The sequence below is a fragment of the Novosphingobium sp. RL4 genome, assembly GCF_035658495.1.
GTDB lineage: Bacteria > Pseudomonadota > Alphaproteobacteria > Sphingomonadales > Sphingomonadaceae > Novosphingobium.
Genome location: NZ_CP141944.1, coordinates 978,210 through 993,803, shown reverse-complemented (window position 1 = coordinate 993,803; position 15,594 = coordinate 978,210). Strand labels below are relative to the sequence as shown.

General features: G+C 66.8%; 17 protein-coding genes. 13 read left to right on the top strand and 4 right to left on the bottom strand.

Going from position 1 to position 15,594, the window contains the following annotated elements:
• Window positions 1-96: 96 nt before the first annotated feature.
• Window positions 97-1,947, bottom strand: a complete 1,851-nt coding sequence (locus U9J33_RS04920; protein ID WP_324698259.1) for an ABC transporter transmembrane domain-containing protein — start codon at window positions 1,945-1,947, stop codon at window positions 97-99.
• A gap of 189 nt (window positions 1,948-2,136) precedes the next feature.
• Here U9J33_RS04920 and U9J33_RS04915 point away from each other — a divergent pair, with 189 nt between their 5' ends.
• From U9J33_RS04915 to U9J33_RS04895, 5 genes are all read left to right on the top strand, one after another.
• On the top strand, window positions 2,137-3,381 hold the full coding sequence (locus U9J33_RS04915) for a polyhydroxyalkanoate depolymerase (RefSeq protein ID WP_324698257.1): 1,245 nt from the start codon (window positions 2,137-2,139) through the stop codon (window positions 3,379-3,381).
• Window positions 3,382-3,641: 260 nt separating this feature from the next.
• Complete coding sequence (locus U9J33_RS04910) at window positions 3,642-4,220, top strand: murein L,D-transpeptidase catalytic domain-containing protein (RefSeq protein ID WP_243692695.1); 579 nt, start codon at window positions 3,642-3,644, stop codon at window positions 4,218-4,220.
• Window positions 4,221-4,311: 91 nt separating this feature from the next.
• Window positions 4,312-4,914: a TetR/AcrR family transcriptional regulator gene (locus U9J33_RS04905; RefSeq protein WP_185997970.1), complete on the top strand. Its 603-nt coding sequence runs from the start codon at window positions 4,312-4,314 to the stop codon at window positions 4,912-4,914.
• 1 nt (window position 4,915) lies between these two features.
• Entirely contained in the window at window positions 4,916-5,917 is a 1,002-nt protein-coding gene (locus tag U9J33_RS04900) for an XdhC family protein (RefSeq protein ID WP_324698254.1), read from the top strand.
• On the top strand, window positions 5,914-6,501 hold the full coding sequence (locus U9J33_RS04895) for a nucleotidyltransferase family protein (protein WP_324698252.1): 588 nt from the start codon (window positions 5,914-5,916) through the stop codon (window positions 6,499-6,501). The genes U9J33_RS04900 and U9J33_RS04895 overlap by 4 nt, the downstream gene beginning before the upstream one ends.
• 25 nt (window positions 6,502-6,526) lie before the next feature.
• Here U9J33_RS04895 and U9J33_RS04890 read toward each other — a convergent pair whose 3' ends face one another.
• Window positions 6,527-7,036 (bottom strand): YqgE/AlgH family protein, encoded by a 510-nt coding sequence (locus U9J33_RS04890; RefSeq protein WP_185997973.1) that lies wholly within the window; start codon window positions 7,034-7,036, stop codon window positions 6,527-6,529.
• Between the two features lie 154 nt (window positions 7,037-7,190).
• Here U9J33_RS04890 and U9J33_RS04885 point away from each other — a divergent pair, with 154 nt between their 5' ends.
• The 6 genes from U9J33_RS04885 to U9J33_RS04860 all read left to right on the top strand — a co-directional run bounded on the left by U9J33_RS04885 (window position 7,191) and on the right by U9J33_RS04860 (window position 12,362).
• Window positions 7,191-7,883, top strand: coding sequence for a fumarylacetoacetate hydrolase family protein (locus tag U9J33_RS04885; RefSeq protein ID WP_324698250.1), 693 nt, complete (start codon window positions 7,191-7,193; stop codon window positions 7,881-7,883).
• A 7-nt stretch (window positions 7,884-7,890) separates the two neighbouring features.
• Window positions 7,891-9,918, top strand: a complete 2,028-nt coding sequence (locus U9J33_RS04880) for a TonB-dependent receptor (RefSeq protein WP_132469498.1) — start codon at window positions 7,891-7,893, stop codon at window positions 9,916-9,918.
• Window positions 9,918-10,652, top strand: a complete 735-nt coding sequence (locus U9J33_RS04875) for a metallophosphoesterase family protein (RefSeq protein WP_324698248.1) — start codon at window positions 9,918-9,920, stop codon at window positions 10,650-10,652. The genes U9J33_RS04880 and U9J33_RS04875 overlap by 1 nt, the downstream gene beginning before the upstream one ends.
• A 61-nt stretch (window positions 10,653-10,713) precedes the next feature.
• Window positions 10,714-11,286, top strand: a complete 573-nt coding sequence (locus U9J33_RS04870) for a (2Fe-2S)-binding protein (RefSeq protein WP_054439936.1) — start codon at window positions 10,714-10,716, stop codon at window positions 11,284-11,286.
• Window positions 11,283-11,627: an arsenate reductase family protein gene (locus U9J33_RS04865; RefSeq protein WP_054439934.1), complete on the top strand. Its 345-nt coding sequence runs from the start codon at window positions 11,283-11,285 to the stop codon at window positions 11,625-11,627. Before U9J33_RS04870 ends, U9J33_RS04865 begins: the two co-directional genes overlap by 4 nt.
• 102 nt (window positions 11,628-11,729) lie before the next feature.
• Complete coding sequence (locus tag U9J33_RS04860) at window positions 11,730-12,362, top strand: class I SAM-dependent methyltransferase (protein ID WP_054439932.1); 633 nt, start codon at window positions 11,730-11,732, stop codon at window positions 12,360-12,362.
• Between the two features lie 79 nt (window positions 12,363-12,441).
• Here the strand turns inward: U9J33_RS04860 and U9J33_RS04855 are convergent, their stop codons facing one another.
• A complete protein-coding gene (locus U9J33_RS04855; protein ID WP_054439929.1) occupies window positions 12,442-13,254 on the bottom strand; it encodes a hypothetical protein in 813 nt (270 codons plus the stop codon).
• 93 nt (window positions 13,255-13,347) lie between these two features.
• Here U9J33_RS04855 and lipB point away from each other — a divergent pair, with 93 nt between their 5' ends.
• On the top strand, window positions 13,348-14,031 hold the full coding sequence (gene lipB / locus U9J33_RS04850) for a lipoyl(octanoyl) transferase LipB (RefSeq protein ID WP_185997979.1): 684 nt from the start codon (window positions 13,348-13,350) through the stop codon (window positions 14,029-14,031).
• The gene (locus U9J33_RS04845; RefSeq protein ID WP_292636172.1) at window positions 14,028-14,366 is read left to right on the top strand and encodes a hypothetical protein; all 339 of its coding nucleotides are present in this window, start codon (window positions 14,028-14,030) and stop codon (window positions 14,364-14,366) included. The genes lipB and U9J33_RS04845 overlap by 4 nt, the downstream gene beginning before the upstream one ends.
• A 36-nt stretch (window positions 14,367-14,402) precedes the next feature.
• Here the strand turns inward: U9J33_RS04845 and U9J33_RS04840 are convergent, their stop codons facing one another.
• Window positions 14,403-15,569 carry an N-acetyltransferase gene (locus tag U9J33_RS04840; RefSeq protein WP_132469499.1) on the bottom strand — a complete coding sequence of 389 codons (1,167 nt, stop codon included), beginning with the start codon at window positions 15,567-15,569 and terminating at the stop codon, window positions 14,403-14,405.
• Window positions 15,570-15,594 lie beyond the last annotated feature (25 nt).

The window sequence follows — 15,594 nt, the reverse complement described above, 5'->3', positions numbered from 1 at the left end:
GGTCTGGCGACGGACCGGAACGGCCCGTCGATAGCGGCGCAACATAATTGCCATATTCGGCAACGCCAGCCCTGAAATGTCGTTCGTCGTCGCAGGTCAGGCGTTCGTCGAACGCGCGAAGGCCGATGCGGTATCCATATCGAATTGCAGCGAAGCCAGCCGCGCATAGAGCCCGCCGGCCTGGCCAAGGCTTTCGTGCGTGCCCTGTTCCACGATCCGCCCTCCGTCCATCACGACGATGCGATCCGCCTTGCGCACGGTGGCGAGGCGGTGCGCAATGACGAGAGTCGTGCGGTTCTCCATCAGGTGTTCGAGAGCGTCCTGCACCAGCCGCTCGCTTTCGGCATCAAGCGCGCTCGTGGCCTCGTCCAGCAGCAGGATCGGCGCGTCGCGCAGCAGCGCGCGGGCAATCGCCACGCGCTGACGCTGGCCGCCGGACAGGCGGGCGCCGTCCTCGCCAAGGAAAGTATCGAGCCCCTGCGGCAATTCGCGCAGGAAACGCTCGGCATTGGCGGCGCGCGCGGCGGCCCAGATGGCCTCGTCGTCCGCTTTCCAGTTGCCGTAGCGCAAGTTGTCGCGCGCGGAGGCGGCGAACAGTACACCCTCCTGCGGCACCAGTGCGATGCGCTGGCGGATCTCTCCGGGATCGGCGGAAGTCAGCGGGACGCCGTCGATCTTGATCGCCCCGCCCTGCGGATCGTAGAACCGCTCGGCGAGCTGGAACAGCGTGGACTTGCCGGCCCCGGAAGGGCCGACGATCGCCACCGTCTCGCCCGGTTCGATCGACAGGCTGAAATCATGCAGCGCCGCCATTTCCGGGCGCGAAGGGTAGCGGAAGGTCACGCGCTCGAAGGCCAGCTTGCCGCGCGCCGGCAGAGGAAGCGCCTGCGGGCGGGCGGGAGCGGTGATCGCAGGCATCTCGCCCAGCAGTTCGGCAAGGCGGCTGGCCGCGCCGGCGCCGCGCACGAGATCGCCGTAGACTTCGGTGAGCGAGCCGAAGGCGCCCGCCACGATGCCGGCCGTCACCACGAAAGCGGCGATCGTACCGCCCGTGATGGAACCTTCGGCAACGCCGATGGCACCGCGCCACATGATGACGGTGATGGAGCCGAAGATCAGGAACATGATAACCGCCGTCATCGCGGCGCGAATGGTGATGCGATGCTTTCCGGTCTCGAACGTGCGCTCCACTGCGCCGGCGAAGCGTTCCATCTCGCGGCCTTCCTGGTTGAAGGCCTGCACGACCCGCAGTGCACCGAAGACTTCGCTGGTGGTAGCGCCGATATCGGCCACGCGATCCTGGCTCGCCCGCGCCACGGTGCGCAGGCGGCGGCCGAAGGCGGCGATCGGCAGGATCACCACCGGGATGGCGACGACGAGCCCCAGCGTCAGGTGCGGCGCCAGCATGAAGAGGTAGATCACCCCGCCCACCGCCATGATGGCATTGCGCAGCGCGACAGAGACCGTGGTGCCGACCACCGTTTCGATGATCGCGGTGTCCGCCGTCATCCGGGACGCGATTTCCTTGGGGCTGTTTTCCTCGAAGAAACTGGGCGACAACGTGAGCAGGTGCCTCTGCACGCGCAGGCGAACGTCCGCCACCACGCGCTCACCAAGCCAGGAAACGCTGTAGAAACGCACCGCCGTGGCCACCGAAAGCACGATCACCACGCCCAGCAGCATGATGAACCACCAGCGGATTGCCGAAGGGTCGGCGCCCTGCGCAAAGCCCTGGTCGACGATCTGGCGGAACCCATAGGGAATCGCGAGGGTCGAAGTTGCCGTGGTCAGCAGCGCGAGCCCCGCAACCGCCATGCGGCCGGGATAGTGGAACAGTTCCCGCCAGACCATGCGCAGCGCCCCAAGGCTCCTTCGGCGCGGAGCCTTGGCATCGGTGGTGGCGTTCTCGTTCTCAGGCAATCCTGCCTGCCCCGCGTTGGCGTCCATGCGCGCGGCCTTATCCTGTCCATGGCTTCAGGAAAAGATATATGAAAAGCGCCTTTACGATCAGAGTGATCGGGCGGCTCGAATGCCGAAATCGGGTGCGCCGCATTGCGCCGGTAACGTTTCGGCCCCAAATGGCTTTCATAACCTTTGCAGGACGGAAGGGTCGCTTCACCGTCCGGGAGACGCACCTTGCTCTATAATGCCTACGAATTGCAGCGCACGATGCTGAGCGGCGCCGCCGCATGGGCCTCGGTCGGCGCTGAACTGCTTGCCAACCCTGCGCTGCCGATGGGTTACTTCGGATTCGGCCCGGTGATGGCCTCCGCACTGGACGTCTTCGCCCATGCCGCCGCCCCGCGCGGCAAGCCCGCTTTCGACATCGAGGACGTGACCACCGGTGGCAAGACCTGGCCCGTCACCGAATCGATCGTGCTGCACCGCCCATTCGGGAACCTGCTGCGCTTCGATCATCCCGGCCTGCCCAAGGATGCGCCCAAGCTGCTGATCGTCGCCCCGATGAGCGGCCACTTCGCCACTCTCCTGCGCGGCACCGTGGCGCGGATGGTGGAAAGCTGCGAGGTCTACATCACCGACTGGGCCGACGCGAAGATGGTCCCCGCCGCCGCCGGGCACTTCGACCTTGACGATTATATCGATTACCTGATCGGTTTCCTCGAACATATCGGCCCCGGCACGCACATGCTCGCAGTGTGCCAGCCCTCGGTCCCGGCGTTCGCCGCTGCGGCGATCATGGGCAAGCAGGAGCATCCCTGCCGCCCGGCAACGCTCACCATGATGGGCGGCCCGGTCGACACCCGCGAGGCGCCCACCAGCGTCAACGACGTCGCCATGGACCAGCCGCTTTCCTGGTTCGAGAACAACGTCATCGCCACCGTGCCGCTGGCCTATCCGGGGGCCGGCCGCAGGGTCTATCCCGGCTTCCTGCAACTGGCCGGCTTCATGGCGATGAATCTCGGCAGCCACATGATGAGCCACTACGGCATGTTCAAGCACCTTGTCGAAGGCGACGGCGAGGGCGCGGCGTCGACCAAGGCATTCTACGACGAGTATCGCTCGGTCTGCGACATGACCGCCGACTATTATCTCCAGACCATCGAGCACGTGTTCCAGAAGCATTCGCTGCCCAGGGGCGAATTCGTCCATCGCGGTGAGCGAATCGATCCCTCGGCCATTCGCGATACCGCGCTGCTGGCAGTCGAGGGGGAGCGGGACGACATCTCGGGCATTGGCCAGACCAGGGCAGCGCTCACGCTGGCGACGCATCTTTCCGAGAGCCGCAAGAAGTACGTGCTGGCCGAAAATGTCGGACATTACGGTATCTTCAACGGCAGCAAGTGGCGCACCCGGATCGCGCCGGTGCTGGAGGACTGGATCCACCAGCATTCCCGCAAGCCGCTCAAGGTCGTGGCCTGACGAATCGCTGGCAGGTGCCGGGCGGGTTCGCACGGCATCTGCCCACCCGGCGACTCGCCGCAATCGGCGAATCGTGGGAACGATACGATGGCCCGCCTTCGCGCCGGGAACTCTTCCTGTCGGAGTAACTGGCGCTTCCGATCCAATTGAGTTAACTTACTGCGATGGAACAGACGTTGGGTCGGCGTGCTGTCCTCATGGGCGGATTGGTTGCGGGCGCAAGCCTGGCAATACCTTCGCGTGTGCTGGCAGCGGAAAATTTGGCAGGAACAGCTTCGGGACAGATTGGCCCGGTTGCCGCGGTGCCGAGCGCCCTCACGCCATATCAGCGCCGCGTCCTCGATGTCGCCACGCAGCAGGTCCAGCGGACGCAGGGCCATATCTGGCGCACCGATCTCGTCGGTATCGCCGATTTCGCCCAGCCTTCGTGGAAACCGCGCCTGCACTTCGTCAATATCGAGAACGGGACGGTGCGCTCTTTCCTGCTGGCCCACGGGCGCGGATCGGACCCGGCGCACAGCGGCTGGTTGCAGAGCTTCTCGAACATGCCCGGCTCGGAAGCCACTTCGCGCGGGGCGTTCCTCACCTGCGAATGGTACACCGGCAAATACGGCACTTCGATCCGCCTCAAGGGGCTTGACCCGGATAACTCCATGGCGCTCGAACGCGCCATCGTGATGCATCCGGCGTGGTACGTCGATGCCGCGATGATCGAGAAATGGGGCAAGCTCGGCCGCAGCGAAGGCTGCTTCGCCATGAGCAATGCAGACTTCAACGAGGCGCTGTGGCACCTCTCGGGCGGGCGCCTGCTCTTCGCGGATCGCATCGGGGAATATTGAACCCCATTCATGGCTTCATGCCGAAATCCGCCATGTCGAAGTCTGCGCAGGCGGGTTAGACACCCTTGCAGCAGGGTGTTACGGATCGATCATGAACGGAAATCTCGCGGGATTCAGGAAAGACGCGCCTACCGACGCGCGGCAGGTACGCTCGCGCAAGGCGCTCAACGCGGCCATGCTTTCGCTGCTTGAGGAAAAGGCCTTCGACCAGATCACCATCCGCGAAATCTCGGCCCGTGCCGGCACCGGCTATGCCACCTTCTTCCGTCACTACCCGACCAAGGAAGCGCTGCTGGGCGATGTCGCCTCCGAGGAAATCGCCGGACTGCTGGCGCTGTCGATCCCGATCCTCCACGCCTCGAACAGCTACGAATCCACTCTGGCGCTCTGCAGCCACGTCGGCCAGCACAAGGCCTTGTGGTCCGCGCTTCTGGCAGGCGGCGCCGCGGGCATCGTGCGCGATGAGTTCATCCGGCAAGCCCGCCGCCTCATCGAAGGCGTCGCCAATCCGGCGGACTGGTTGCCACAGGACCTGGGGGTCATCCATGGTACCGGTTCGACGATCGACATCCTCGCCTGGTGGCTCACGCATGGAGAGGACCAGACCCCGGAAGCCACGGCCCGCATCCTCCACCGCCTGGTGATCGCGCCGCTGGTCGGCGACCGCGTAGAGGCACGCGCCTCGGCAGGATGACGTGAGCGGTAGCATCGACAGTGCGGACTGGCCGCTGTTCGGCTGGATCGACGACATTCGGCGACCACTGGCGGAGGCTTTCGGTGCCGGGCATCCCGTCGCCCTTGCCACGCTCTATCGGGTCGGCGGCAGCGCCCCGCGCGGCCCCGGTGCGCAAATGCTGTTCGTCGCGCCGGAGAATGCCGGCGGCGGGAGCGACATTGCCGCCAGCGGCTACTTTTCGGGAGACTGCATCGAAGGCGACGTGGCCAGCCACGCCGCGCAGGTCCTGGCCGATGGTGAGCCCCGGCACCTCCATTACGGCGCCGGAAGCCCGTGGATCGACATCCGCCTGCGCTGCGGCGGCGCGCTCCACGTCATGGTCGAACGCATCGCCCCGGATAGTCCGGCGGCCACCGAATTGCTGCGCCATGCCGCCGAACGTCGGAGCTGCCGCTGGCACAGCGACGGCACGCGGCAATGGGTCACGGTGGACGAAGGCCCCCTGCTGGCCGTGGAGGAGAAACCCTTCCTGCTTTCGCGCCGCTACGATCCGCCCCGCCGCCTAGTCGTTTCCGGCGGCGATCCCGGCGCTCTGGCCGCGGCACAGCTCGGCGCGCTCGCCCAGTTCGAGACGATCCTGCTCCGGCCGGACGGGCCGCACCAGCCGCCGCCTTTCCCGGTTTCGCGCTACTTGCGCGCCGATCCCACCACTGCGCTCGATGAACTCGGCGTCGATCGCTGGACAGCCTACCTCGGCGCCACGCATGAGGATCACCACGACCTCGGCGGCTGCCTTGCCGCGCTGCGGGGCGGCGCCGGTTACGTCGCCATGATCGGCGCCAGATCGCGCGCGGAGACAAGGCTCGGCGCCTTGCGCGCCGCGGGCGCCACGCCGGAGGAACTGGACCGGCTTCACCTCTCGCCGGGTGTACCCGGTCTCGGAAAATCGCCTTGGGAAGTGGCGACGGGGATCATGGCAGAGATCATGCAGGCCCTGAACCCGGCGCGGGAACGCGCATGAACCGGGCGGCGATCGTCCTTGCCGCAGGATCGTCGCGCCGCTTCGGGGGCGACAAGCTGTCGGCACCGTTCGAGGGCGAGCCACTGCTGTTTCACGCGGTCCACGCCGCGCGCGCGGCGCCGGTGTCGCGCATTCTCATCGTCGCCCGCCCCGACCTCGATTGCGGAACGTGGGACGGCGCGCCGGCGGTAGAGGTGCTGCGCGTGGAGAGCGATGCCCTTTCCGATTCCCTCAAGGCCGGCATCGCGGCTCTCGGCGAACCCTGCGATGTCTTCGTGTTCCTGGGCGACATGCCCCGCCTGCCTCACGGCGAGGCCGCCCGTCTTGCCGATGCGCTGGGAAGCGGCGCCGCTGCGATGCCTTGCCGCCAGGGCCGTCCAGGCCATCCGGTCCTGCTGTCCGCGCGGCTTCTGCCGGAGCTTGCCGGGCTGACCGGAGACGAAGGCGCCGGACGGCTGCTGCGCGGCCGCGACGATGTAATCTTCGTGGAATGCGACGATCCCGCCATCCATCTCGACATCGATCGCCCGGAGGATCTCTCCGCCCTCTCGGAAAGCACGCCCCCTTCGCCCGCCCGGACCTGATCCGGGACAGCCGCAAGACAGGCGATCAGGCGCGGCCGGTCTGGCTCGACAGCAGCGCCGGATCGATCCCTTCCGCCCGCCAGGTCGCGGTCCAGCGGGAATCGACCGGCGTATCGAACAGGATCTCCGGATGCGGATCGGCCGCATGCCATCCGTGCTGCCGCATCTCGCCTTCGAGCTGACCGGGCGCCCACCCCGCATAGCCGAGCGCCATGAGCCACCGGCTCGGTCCACGGCCTTCGGCAATCGCGCGCAGCACGTCCATCGAGGCCGAAAGCGCGCAAAGCGGCTGCACTTCCACGGTGTCGCTCCCGCCCCAATCGGTCGAGTGCAGCACGAAGCCCCGGCCCGGCTCCACAGGGCCGCCGTCGTGAACCTCGCAATCGGGGGCGACGCCGGGATCGATGCCCAGTTCCTCCAGGATTTCATGGAAGCGCACGCCTTCGCGCAGCCTGCCGACGCCGATGCCCAGAGCGCCACTTTCGTCGTGCACGCAAAGCACGCTTACAGTGTGATCGAAGCGGGGGTCGAACATGCCCGGCATCGCGAGAAGGAGTCGCCCGGATAAGTATTGTTTCTCTGTCACACCGGCAAATGTAAGCGCTTCGCAGGGGACGGCAAGCCGGTTGCGCTTTCCCCGCACGCCATCGCGCTCTATGCCTCCGCCGCAACCAGGGAGGAAATCGCGAGTGAGCCTGCTGTTCGAACTGCCCGAAGTGCCCAGCGTCCCCGTCGTCGGTGAGGAAGCGCGTTATCCGGTGCGCCGCGTGTTCTGCGTCGGCCGCAACTACGCCGCCCATGCGCGCGAACTGGGCAACGCGGTGGACCGCGAAGCGCCGATCTGGTTCACCAAGGCGCCCGCCGCCATCTGCGCCTCGGGCAGCGCGATCGCCTATCCGCCGGGAACGCAGGACTGCCACTACGAGATGGAACTCGTCGTCGCCATCGGCGGCCACGGCTTCGAGATTCCCGCCGAACAGGCCATGGCGCTCGTCTACGGCTATGCCTGCGGCCTCGACATGACCCGGCGCGACCTTCAGAACGCCGCCAAGGCCAAGGGCTACCCCTGGGACACCGGCAAGGACTTCGAAAACGGTGCGGTGATTGCCCCGATCACCCCGGCTGCGGCATTCGGCGCCCCCGGCGAACAACGCATCACCCTCGCCCGGAACGGCGAGACGAAGCAGGATGCGCCGCTCTCCGAAATGATCTGGAGCCTGCCGGAACTCATCGCCGACCTTTCACGCCTCTATCACCTCGCGCCCGGCGACCTCATCTACACCGGCACACCCGCCGGCGTCGGTCCGGTGGCGCCGGGAGATCGGCTCGAAGGCCGCGTGGAAGGGCTGGAGCCCGTCGTTCTGGCGATCGAACCGGCCTGACCGATAGATGACGTATCAACGCTCCTTCCGGCTCGTGGGCGGCCTGCTTGCCGGCTGTCCGCTGCTGCTGCTTGCCGCGCCTGCTCTTGCCGATGAAAACGCGGAGCCTGCCGGGCCGATCATCGTCACCGGCCACGGCCTGGAATCCGGCCCGGCGACACCTGCCTACGACGTGGAAACGATCGAGCGCGACGCGGTGATCGCCAGCGCCTCGGGACGGATTGAGGACGTACTCAACTCGGTGGCGGGCTTCGCGCAATTCCGCCGCTCGGACAGCCGCTCGGCCAACCCCTCGTCGCAAGGCGCAACCTTGCGCGCGCTCGGCGGCAATGCGTCGAGCCGGACGCTGGTATTGCTTGACGGCGTGCCCGTGGCGAACCCGTTCTTCGGCTACATCCCCTTCAGCGCCATCGCCCCCGAACGACTCTCCTCGATCCGGGTGACGCGCGGCGGCGGTTCCGGAGCATTCGGAGCCGGCGCCGTCGCCGGAACCATCGAGATGACCAGCGCCGGGCCGGACCAGATCGGCGCGCTTCAGGGCATCGCGCTCGTCAACGACCGGGGCGAGACACAGGCGTCGGCCAGTGCCGCACCCAAACTCGGCGCGGGCTACCTCGTGGCCAGCGTGCAGTGGGACCGGGGCGAAGGTTTCTGGACGACCCCCGCCAGCCAGCGCGTGCCCGCATCGTCGCGCGCCGCCTATGACAGCTGGTCGGCATCGCTGCGGGCCGTGGCACCGCTGAACGCGGACGTGGAACTTCAGGCATCCGCCCTCGCGTATGGCGATACCCGCAGCCTGCGCTTCAAGGGCGCCGATTCCACCTCCGACGGGCAGCAGGCCTCGCTCCGTCTGGTCGGCCGGGGAGACTGGCAGTTCGATGTGCTGGGCTACGTCCAGGCGCAGGATTTCTCGAACGTCGTCATCAGTTCCAGCACCTTCAGGAAAACGCTCGACCAGCGCCGCACGCCGACCACGGCGATAGGCGGCAAGGCCGAACTGCGCCCGCCGGTGGGCAAGGATCATGTCCTGCGCATCGGCACCGACCTGAGGCTGACCGAAGGCCACCTGCTCGAACTGCCGTACAACGCAACCGGCGCCTTCACGGCCGTGCGCCGTGCGGGCGGCAACCAGTCCGACCTCGGGTTCTACATCGAGGATGACTGGACGCTGGGCGACCTCGTCATCACCGCCGGGGGACGGGCGGACCGCTGGACGATCCGGAACGGCTTCTACCGTTCGGTCAGCCCCGCAGGCGCGGTGACGCAGGACAGCGCCTATGCCGATCGCTCCGGCTGGATGGGCAATGCGCGGGGCGGGCTCGTCTGGAACGCGGGCAAGGCCGTCAGCCTGCGCGCCGCGGCCTATACCGGCATGCGCCTGCCCACGCTCAACGAACTCTACCGCCCCTTCGTGGTCTTCCCGGTAACGACCCAGGCCAACCCCGACCTCAAGCCCGAACGCCTGCGCGGTTACGAGGCGGGCGTGGACATCCATCCGTTCGAAGCGCTGACGCTTTCGCTCACGGCCTTCGACAACAAGGTGAAGGATGCCATCGCCAACGTCACCGTGGCCACCAACCAGCGCGAGCGGCAAAATGTCGATTCCGTCCATGCACGCGGACTGGAAGCGGCGGCCGCACTCGATCTCGGCAAGGTCAGGTTCGACGGTTCGCTGGCATGGACCGACGCCAAGGTCAGGGCGCAGGATCCCGACCTTGACGGAAAACGCCCGGCGCAAGTCCCCAGGTTCGCCGCCAGCGCGACGCTGGCCTGGCTGCCGGCCGATGGCTGGCGCTTCGCGGCCACGCTGCGTCATGTCGGCGCGCAATACGAGGACGACCTCCAGAGCTACGTCCTCCCCGCCGCGACCACGCTTGACGGTTATGTGCAAGTACCTGTCACAGGCCCGGTCTCGCTGGTGCTGCGCGCCGAAAACCTGACCGACGAGGACATCGTGACCCGCAATCAGGACGGCTCCATCGACCTTGGCACGCCGCGCACATTCTGGGCAGGCGTGCGGGTAGCCCTGCGCTGATGCGCCTGGCGGTCCTCTCGGACATCCACGGCAACCTGCGCGCGCTCGATGCCGTGCTGGAGGACGTGACGGCACGCGGCATCACGCGCATCGTCAATCTGGGCGACATCCTGAGCGGCCCGCTCCAGCCCGCCCGGACCGCCGAACGCCTGATGGCGCTCGGCCTCGAGACGATTCGCGGCAATCACGAACGGCAATTGCTCGAACTGCCGCGCGAACGCATGGGCCTGTCGGACGCGCACGCCGATGCAAGGCTGGAAGACCACCACCGTGCATGGCTGGCTGCGCTGCCGGATACGCTCTGGCTGGAGGAAGACCTCTACGCCTGCCACGGATCGCCCGGCAGCGACCTGCAATATCTGCTGGAAACCGTGGAGCCGGGCGGCTGCCGTCAGGCCACGATGGCGGAAGTGGAAGCCCGCGTTGCCGGCCTCGATGCCGCCATGATCCTTTGCGGGCACACGCACCTGCCGCGCAGCGTCCGCCTTGCCGACGGACGTCAGGTCGTCAATCCCGGCTCCGTGGGCCTGCCCGCCTACGACGATGACCACCCCTATCCGCACGTGATGGAAAGCGGATCGCCCCATGCGCGCTATGCCGTGATCGAGCGCGCGGAGGGGGAATGGCGCGCCGAGCTGGTTGCCGTGGCCTACGACTGGCAGTCGGCAGCGGAGGATGCGCTGGCGGCCGGGCGCGGCGATTGGGCGCGGGCACTGGCGACAGGCCGTGCATGAGCACCGTTCCGCCGCACATGCCGCACTGGCGCATTGCCGCGTGCGCGCATAAGGAGGGCCGATGCCGCGCCTGACCGTCAACGATCACCCGGTCGAAATCGCCATGGACCCGCAGACGCCCCTGCTTTGGGGCCTGCGTGACGGCGCGAACCTCACCGGCACCAAGTACGGCTGCGGCGTGGGAGATTGCGGCGCCTGCACGGTCCTGGTCGACGGCGCGGCGCTGCGTTCCTGCCTCGTCTCGCTGGGCGAATGCGAAGGGCGCTTCGTTACCACCATCGAAGGTTTGTCCGCCGATCGCTCGCACCCGATGCAGCAGGCGATGGTCGCCGAACAGGCGATCCAGTGCGGCTTCTGCACGCCCGGCATCGTCATCGGCGGTGCGGCGCTGCTCGCCCGCAATGCCGATCCCAGCGATGCCGAAATCCGCGAAGCGATCCCCAACCTCTGCCGCTGCGGCGTCTATCCGCGCCTGATCGCCGCCGTTCAGCGCGCCGGCCGGGCCATGCGCCGCGAGGAAACGCTGAGCGCCGCGCCCGCGCCCGGCATCTCGCCGCAGGATGCCGCACGCGCGGTCCCGGCCATGGCGCCGCTGCAAACGACTTCCCAAGGACAACAGGAGACACGCCCGTGAAGGCGACCATCTGGCACAACCCCAATTGCGGCACCTCGCGCAAGACGCTGGCGATCCTTCAGGAAACGCCCGGCGCCGAAGTGGAAGTGATCGAGTATCTGAAGAACCCGCCCTCGGCGGAAAAGCTTGGCCAGCTCTACAGGGACGCCGGGATTTCGCCGCAGCAGGGCCTGCGCATGCGCGGCACCGATGCAGCGGAGCGCGGCCTCCCCGATGCCGACGACGGCACCGTTCTGGCCGCCATGGCTGCGGAGCCCGTCCTGATCGAGCGTCCTTTGGTGGAGACCGACAAGGGCGTGCGGCTGTGCCGTCCGCAGGAAAAGGTCCACGAGATTCTGTAACTCCCCCGTAACATTGGGCCGACGCTTGCTTGCAATATCGGCCCCGATCTGTCACCGAATCGCCCTTCGCCGGACGACAACTAAGCGAGAGCTTCCGCCAGCATGACCAGTACCGAGCTTGCCCGAGAGGCGCTGCCCCAGCGGATCAAGCGGAAGATCAAACACAGCCTCGGACCATGGGGCGTGTTCATTGAAGGCTTCCTGCGCAATCCCGTGATGGTCGGCTCGATCGTCCCGTCCTCGCGTTTCACGATCAACCGCATGCTGGGTCCAGTCGACTGGGCCAACTGCAAGCTCTTCGTCGAATACGGCCCCGGCGTCGGCACGTTCTGCCGCCCGGTGCTGGACCGCCTCGGTCGCGACGGGCAGCTGATCGTGATCGACACGAACCCGCTGTTCATCGACTATCTGCGCCGCACGATCACGGACAGCCGCTTCATCGCGGTGCTCGGATCGGCCGCCGACGTGGAAGATATCGTGCGCGCCCATGGCCACGAAAAGGCGGACTACGTGCTGTCGGGCCTGCCGTTCTCGACCCTGCCCGACGGTGTCGGTCCGGCGATCGCTTCGGCAACCTACCGCGTCATCCGCAAGGGCGGCGCGTTCCTGGTCTATCAGTTCACGCCCAAGGCGCGCGAATTCATGGCCCGCCACTTCACGCGGATCGACAACGGCATGGAGCCGATCAACGTCCCCCCCTGCTTCCTGTTCTGGGGCTGGAAGGACGAGGATTGAGGCAGCGCCCTGCGGCGCGCTTCCTGCCTCCTCACACAAAAAGGCCGGCGCCATGGCGCCGGCCTTTTTCGTTTTCGGCTTATTCGAACGTGCCCGCTATCCGCTCGGGCGAAGGGCCGGCAAGCTGGCGATGCACCTGCCCGATCACCGCAACGAAATAGAGCGCCATGATCGTTGCCAGGATCGATTCGAGCACTGCTCCCGCAACGCGCGCCACTTCGGCCGGAGCCAGCAAGGCGATCGGCAGCGTCAGGACATTGGCGAAGATCATCAGCACCATCATCGCCAGCATCAGCAGGGCGTAGAAGCCGAGCAATCTGCCCGTGTTCCCCTTGGTCAGGGCCCAGGATCGAGCCAGCGCCGCGATCGGGTTGAGCGTCTTTTCGACGGCGACGACCGGCGCCGTCACCGACAGGCGCACGCCGATCGCGATGGCGAGAATCAGCGCAAGGCCGAGGCCGATGGCCGCACCGGCCTTCCCGCCCGCCACGCCCAGAACGCCGCCGACGACCATGGCGACCATGGCCAGCGCCAGTCCGGCCACGATCTGCGCCAGCAGGTAGGGCAGCAGGCCCTTCAGGCCGGAGCGAATCGCCTCTCCCACCGTCGGGCGGCGATCGGTGTCGAGCAGGCAGAGCAGCGAAAGCGTGCCCAGCGCCTGAAGCAGGGCGACCGGGATCATCACCGGCAGCACCGAGTTCCAATAGGCCCTCACCGCTTCGACGACCTGCGTCTCGCTCAGCCCCGAGCCCATTTCCGGCTGCGGGAAGAAGATCGCGAAAACGAGTTGCGGCAGCAGGAAGAAGACGCCCGCCAGTGCCAGAACCACCTCCCGATTGGCGGAAACCGCCAGGGACGCCTGGCTCCAGGCCTTGTTGCTGTCGAACCTCATAGATGCTCCTGATACGCCGTTCGAGGGCGCCATGTTAGCGCGGCGCCTCAAAGTGACTTGATAACCGCAGGGAATGACGCCACGCAACGCGGCATGACTTTTCCCGACACGCTTCCCGGTGATATCGAACTGCGGATCAGCGCCGAACCCGTGCCCTACCGCGCCGCGCTTGACGAAATGACCGAGCGCAACGCCCGGATCGCCGCCGGAGAGGCGCGCGAACTGGTATGGCTGCTCGAACACCCTCCCGTCTACACGGCCGGCACCAGCGCCGACCTGACCGAACTGCTCGATCCGCGCTTCGAGGTCGTGGAGGCCGGTCGCGGCGGGCGCTATACCTATCATGGGCCGGGCCAGCGCGTGGCCTATGTCCTGCTGGACCTGCGCAAACGCGCCCGCGACGCACGCGGCTTCGTCCATGGGCTCGAAGGCTGGGTGATCGAAACGCTGAAGGATTTCGGAGTCGAAAGCTTCCGCAGCGAAGGCCGGATCGGCATCTGGACCCAGGACGTGGACGGGCGCGAGGCCAAGATCGGCGCGATCGGCGTGCGCATCCGCAAATGGGTGACGATGCACGGCTTCGCGGTGAACATCCGACCCGACCTGTCGCATTTCACCGGCATCGTTCCTTGCGGGATCGACGAGTTCGGCGTCACCAGCCTTGCGCGCCTTGGACGCACGGTGGAGTTCGCGACCTGGGACGAAGCCCTGATCGCCCGCGCGCCCGCCTTCCTCGCCGCGCTAGACCGCCCATGCCCACCGGAGCAGCCAGCATGACCCGTCTTTCCCGGATGCTGCCCAAGGCCGCACTGACACTCGCCCTGACCGCTGGCACCGCCCTGGGCGGCTGCAACCAGCAGGACGCGCCAAGCGAAAAGGCCGCCAGCGGCGCGAAGCTCCTGCCCCGCTCCGTCAGCGACGACATGCTGCCTTACGATACCGTGCGTTCGCAATCGCCGCTGGCGGCGCCGACCTACTCGGGCTCCGGCTCGGCATTCCCGCGCAGCAGCGCCACGGAAGCAGCCCTGCCCGAGGACGACACGGCCAATGCCGCAGCCGCTGCCGCCGCCGAAGTGGAAGCCGCCGCCGCCGAGCCTGCGCCGCAGCAATAAGCCCCGGCGCACGGCCCGGCAACCGCGCCGCCCGTTTCAGAGTGCCTTTTCGTAGATCGCGTATTCGCGGTTCACCTTGCTGTCGATGGCCCCTGCAATGGCGACCATCCCCTGGTTGTCTTCGAGAACCCAGCCGATCTCGCCGCGCCTGGCGCCGAACTTCGCCGTGGCCGACCGGCGGATGTACTCGATCATCATGAAGGCGAGCTGGCTGGCCAGACGCGAGGATTGCAGCTTCTTGCGCACGCCCATCAGCGGCACGCGCATGTCGGCCGGCTTCGGCTTGCGCAGCCAGAGCAGCAACTTGATGAGCCCGAGGATCGACGGCTTGCCCTTGGTGCCGTTCAGCCGCTTCTGTGCCTGGTTGAGATCGGGCCAGGTCATCATGAATGCCACAGGCTCACCTTCGTATTCGGCGATCCGAATCAGTTCGGGATGAACCAGCGGCTTGAGCGCCTTTCCGGTGTAGGCGATCTCGCGGTCAGTGAAGGGCACGAAGCCCCAGTTGTCCGACCAGGCATCGTTGAGGATGTCGCAGATCAGCGCCGCTTCCTCGTCGAATCGACTGGGATCCACTTCGCGGATGCGGATCTTGGCGTTCTTCTCGCCCGAGGAGACGATGCGCTGGATCAGCGGGGGGAAATTCTTCGTCACGTCCAGATCGTAGGTGAACAGGGTCTTCACCCGGTCATAGCCCGCACCCTCGATCCATGGCTGATAGGCCGAATCGTGGTGCGCCATCATCACCATCGGCGGATGATCGAACCCGCGCACCTGAAGGCCGGGCTCTTCCCAGACCGAAAGGTTCATCGGCGCCAGAACCCGGGTCATGCCCTGCTCGCGCAGCCAGTTCTCGGCCGTTTCGATAAGCAGTCTCGCAACCGCCTCATCGTCCGCCTCGATGGCGCCCCAGTTGCCGGTTCCCGGCCCCATGCCCTGCTCAGGCGGCTGTTTCAGCGCCAGTTCATCGATATGCGCCGAAATGCGCCCGACGACGGCACCACCGCGCTTTGCCAGGAAAAGCTGGCCGCGCGCATGGTCCCAAAAGGGGTTCTTGCCCGGCGTGAACTTGGAAATCTCTTCCGAGCGCAGGTTGGGTACCCAGTTTTGATCTGCCGCATTGTGCCGATAAGCGTAATCGACAAAGGCGATGCGGTCGGCCTTGCTGGAAACGGGTGTGATGACTAGTTCGGCGTTGGCCACGATCCTGCCTTTGTTCCGCTATATG

What these genes read in the sequence shown, in the direction of transcription:
- U9J33_RS04875 (WP_324698248.1), top strand. Translation starts at nt 9,918, where the DNA reads ATGCGCCTGGCGGTCCTCTCGGACATCCACGGCAACCTGCGCGCGCTC.
- U9J33_RS04880 (WP_132469498.1), top strand. Translation starts at nt 7,891, where the DNA reads ATGACGTATCAACGCTCCTTCCGGCTCGTGGGCGGCCTGCTTGCCGGC.
- U9J33_RS04855 (WP_054439929.1), bottom strand. Translation starts at nt 13,254, where the DNA reads ATGAGGTTCGACAGCAACAAGGCCTGGAGCCAGGCGTCCCTGGCGGTT.
- U9J33_RS04845 (WP_292636172.1), top strand. Translation starts at nt 14,028, where the DNA reads ATGACCCGTCTTTCCCGGATGCTGCCCAAGGCCGCACTGACACTCGCC.
- U9J33_RS04870 (WP_054439936.1), top strand. Translation starts at nt 10,714, where the DNA reads ATGCCGCGCCTGACCGTCAACGATCACCCGGTCGAAATCGCCATGGAC.
- U9J33_RS04905 (WP_185997970.1), top strand. Translation starts at nt 4,312, where the DNA reads ATGAACGGAAATCTCGCGGGATTCAGGAAAGACGCGCCTACCGACGCG.
- U9J33_RS04895 (WP_324698252.1), top strand. Translation starts at nt 5,914, where the DNA reads ATGAACCGGGCGGCGATCGTCCTTGCCGCAGGATCGTCGCGCCGCTTC.
- lipB (WP_185997979.1), top strand. Translation starts at nt 13,348, where the DNA reads ATGACTTTTCCCGACACGCTTCCCGGTGATATCGAACTGCGGATCAGC.
- U9J33_RS04890 (WP_185997973.1), bottom strand. Translation starts at nt 7,036, where the DNA reads ATGTTCGACCCCCGCTTCGATCACACTGTAAGCGTGCTTTGCGTGCAC.
- U9J33_RS04920 (WP_324698259.1), bottom strand. Translation starts at nt 1,947, where the DNA reads ATGGACGCCAACGCGGGGCAGGCAGGATTGCCTGAGAACGAGAACGCC.
- U9J33_RS04860 (WP_054439932.1), top strand. Translation starts at nt 11,730, where the DNA reads ATGACCAGTACCGAGCTTGCCCGAGAGGCGCTGCCCCAGCGGATCAAG.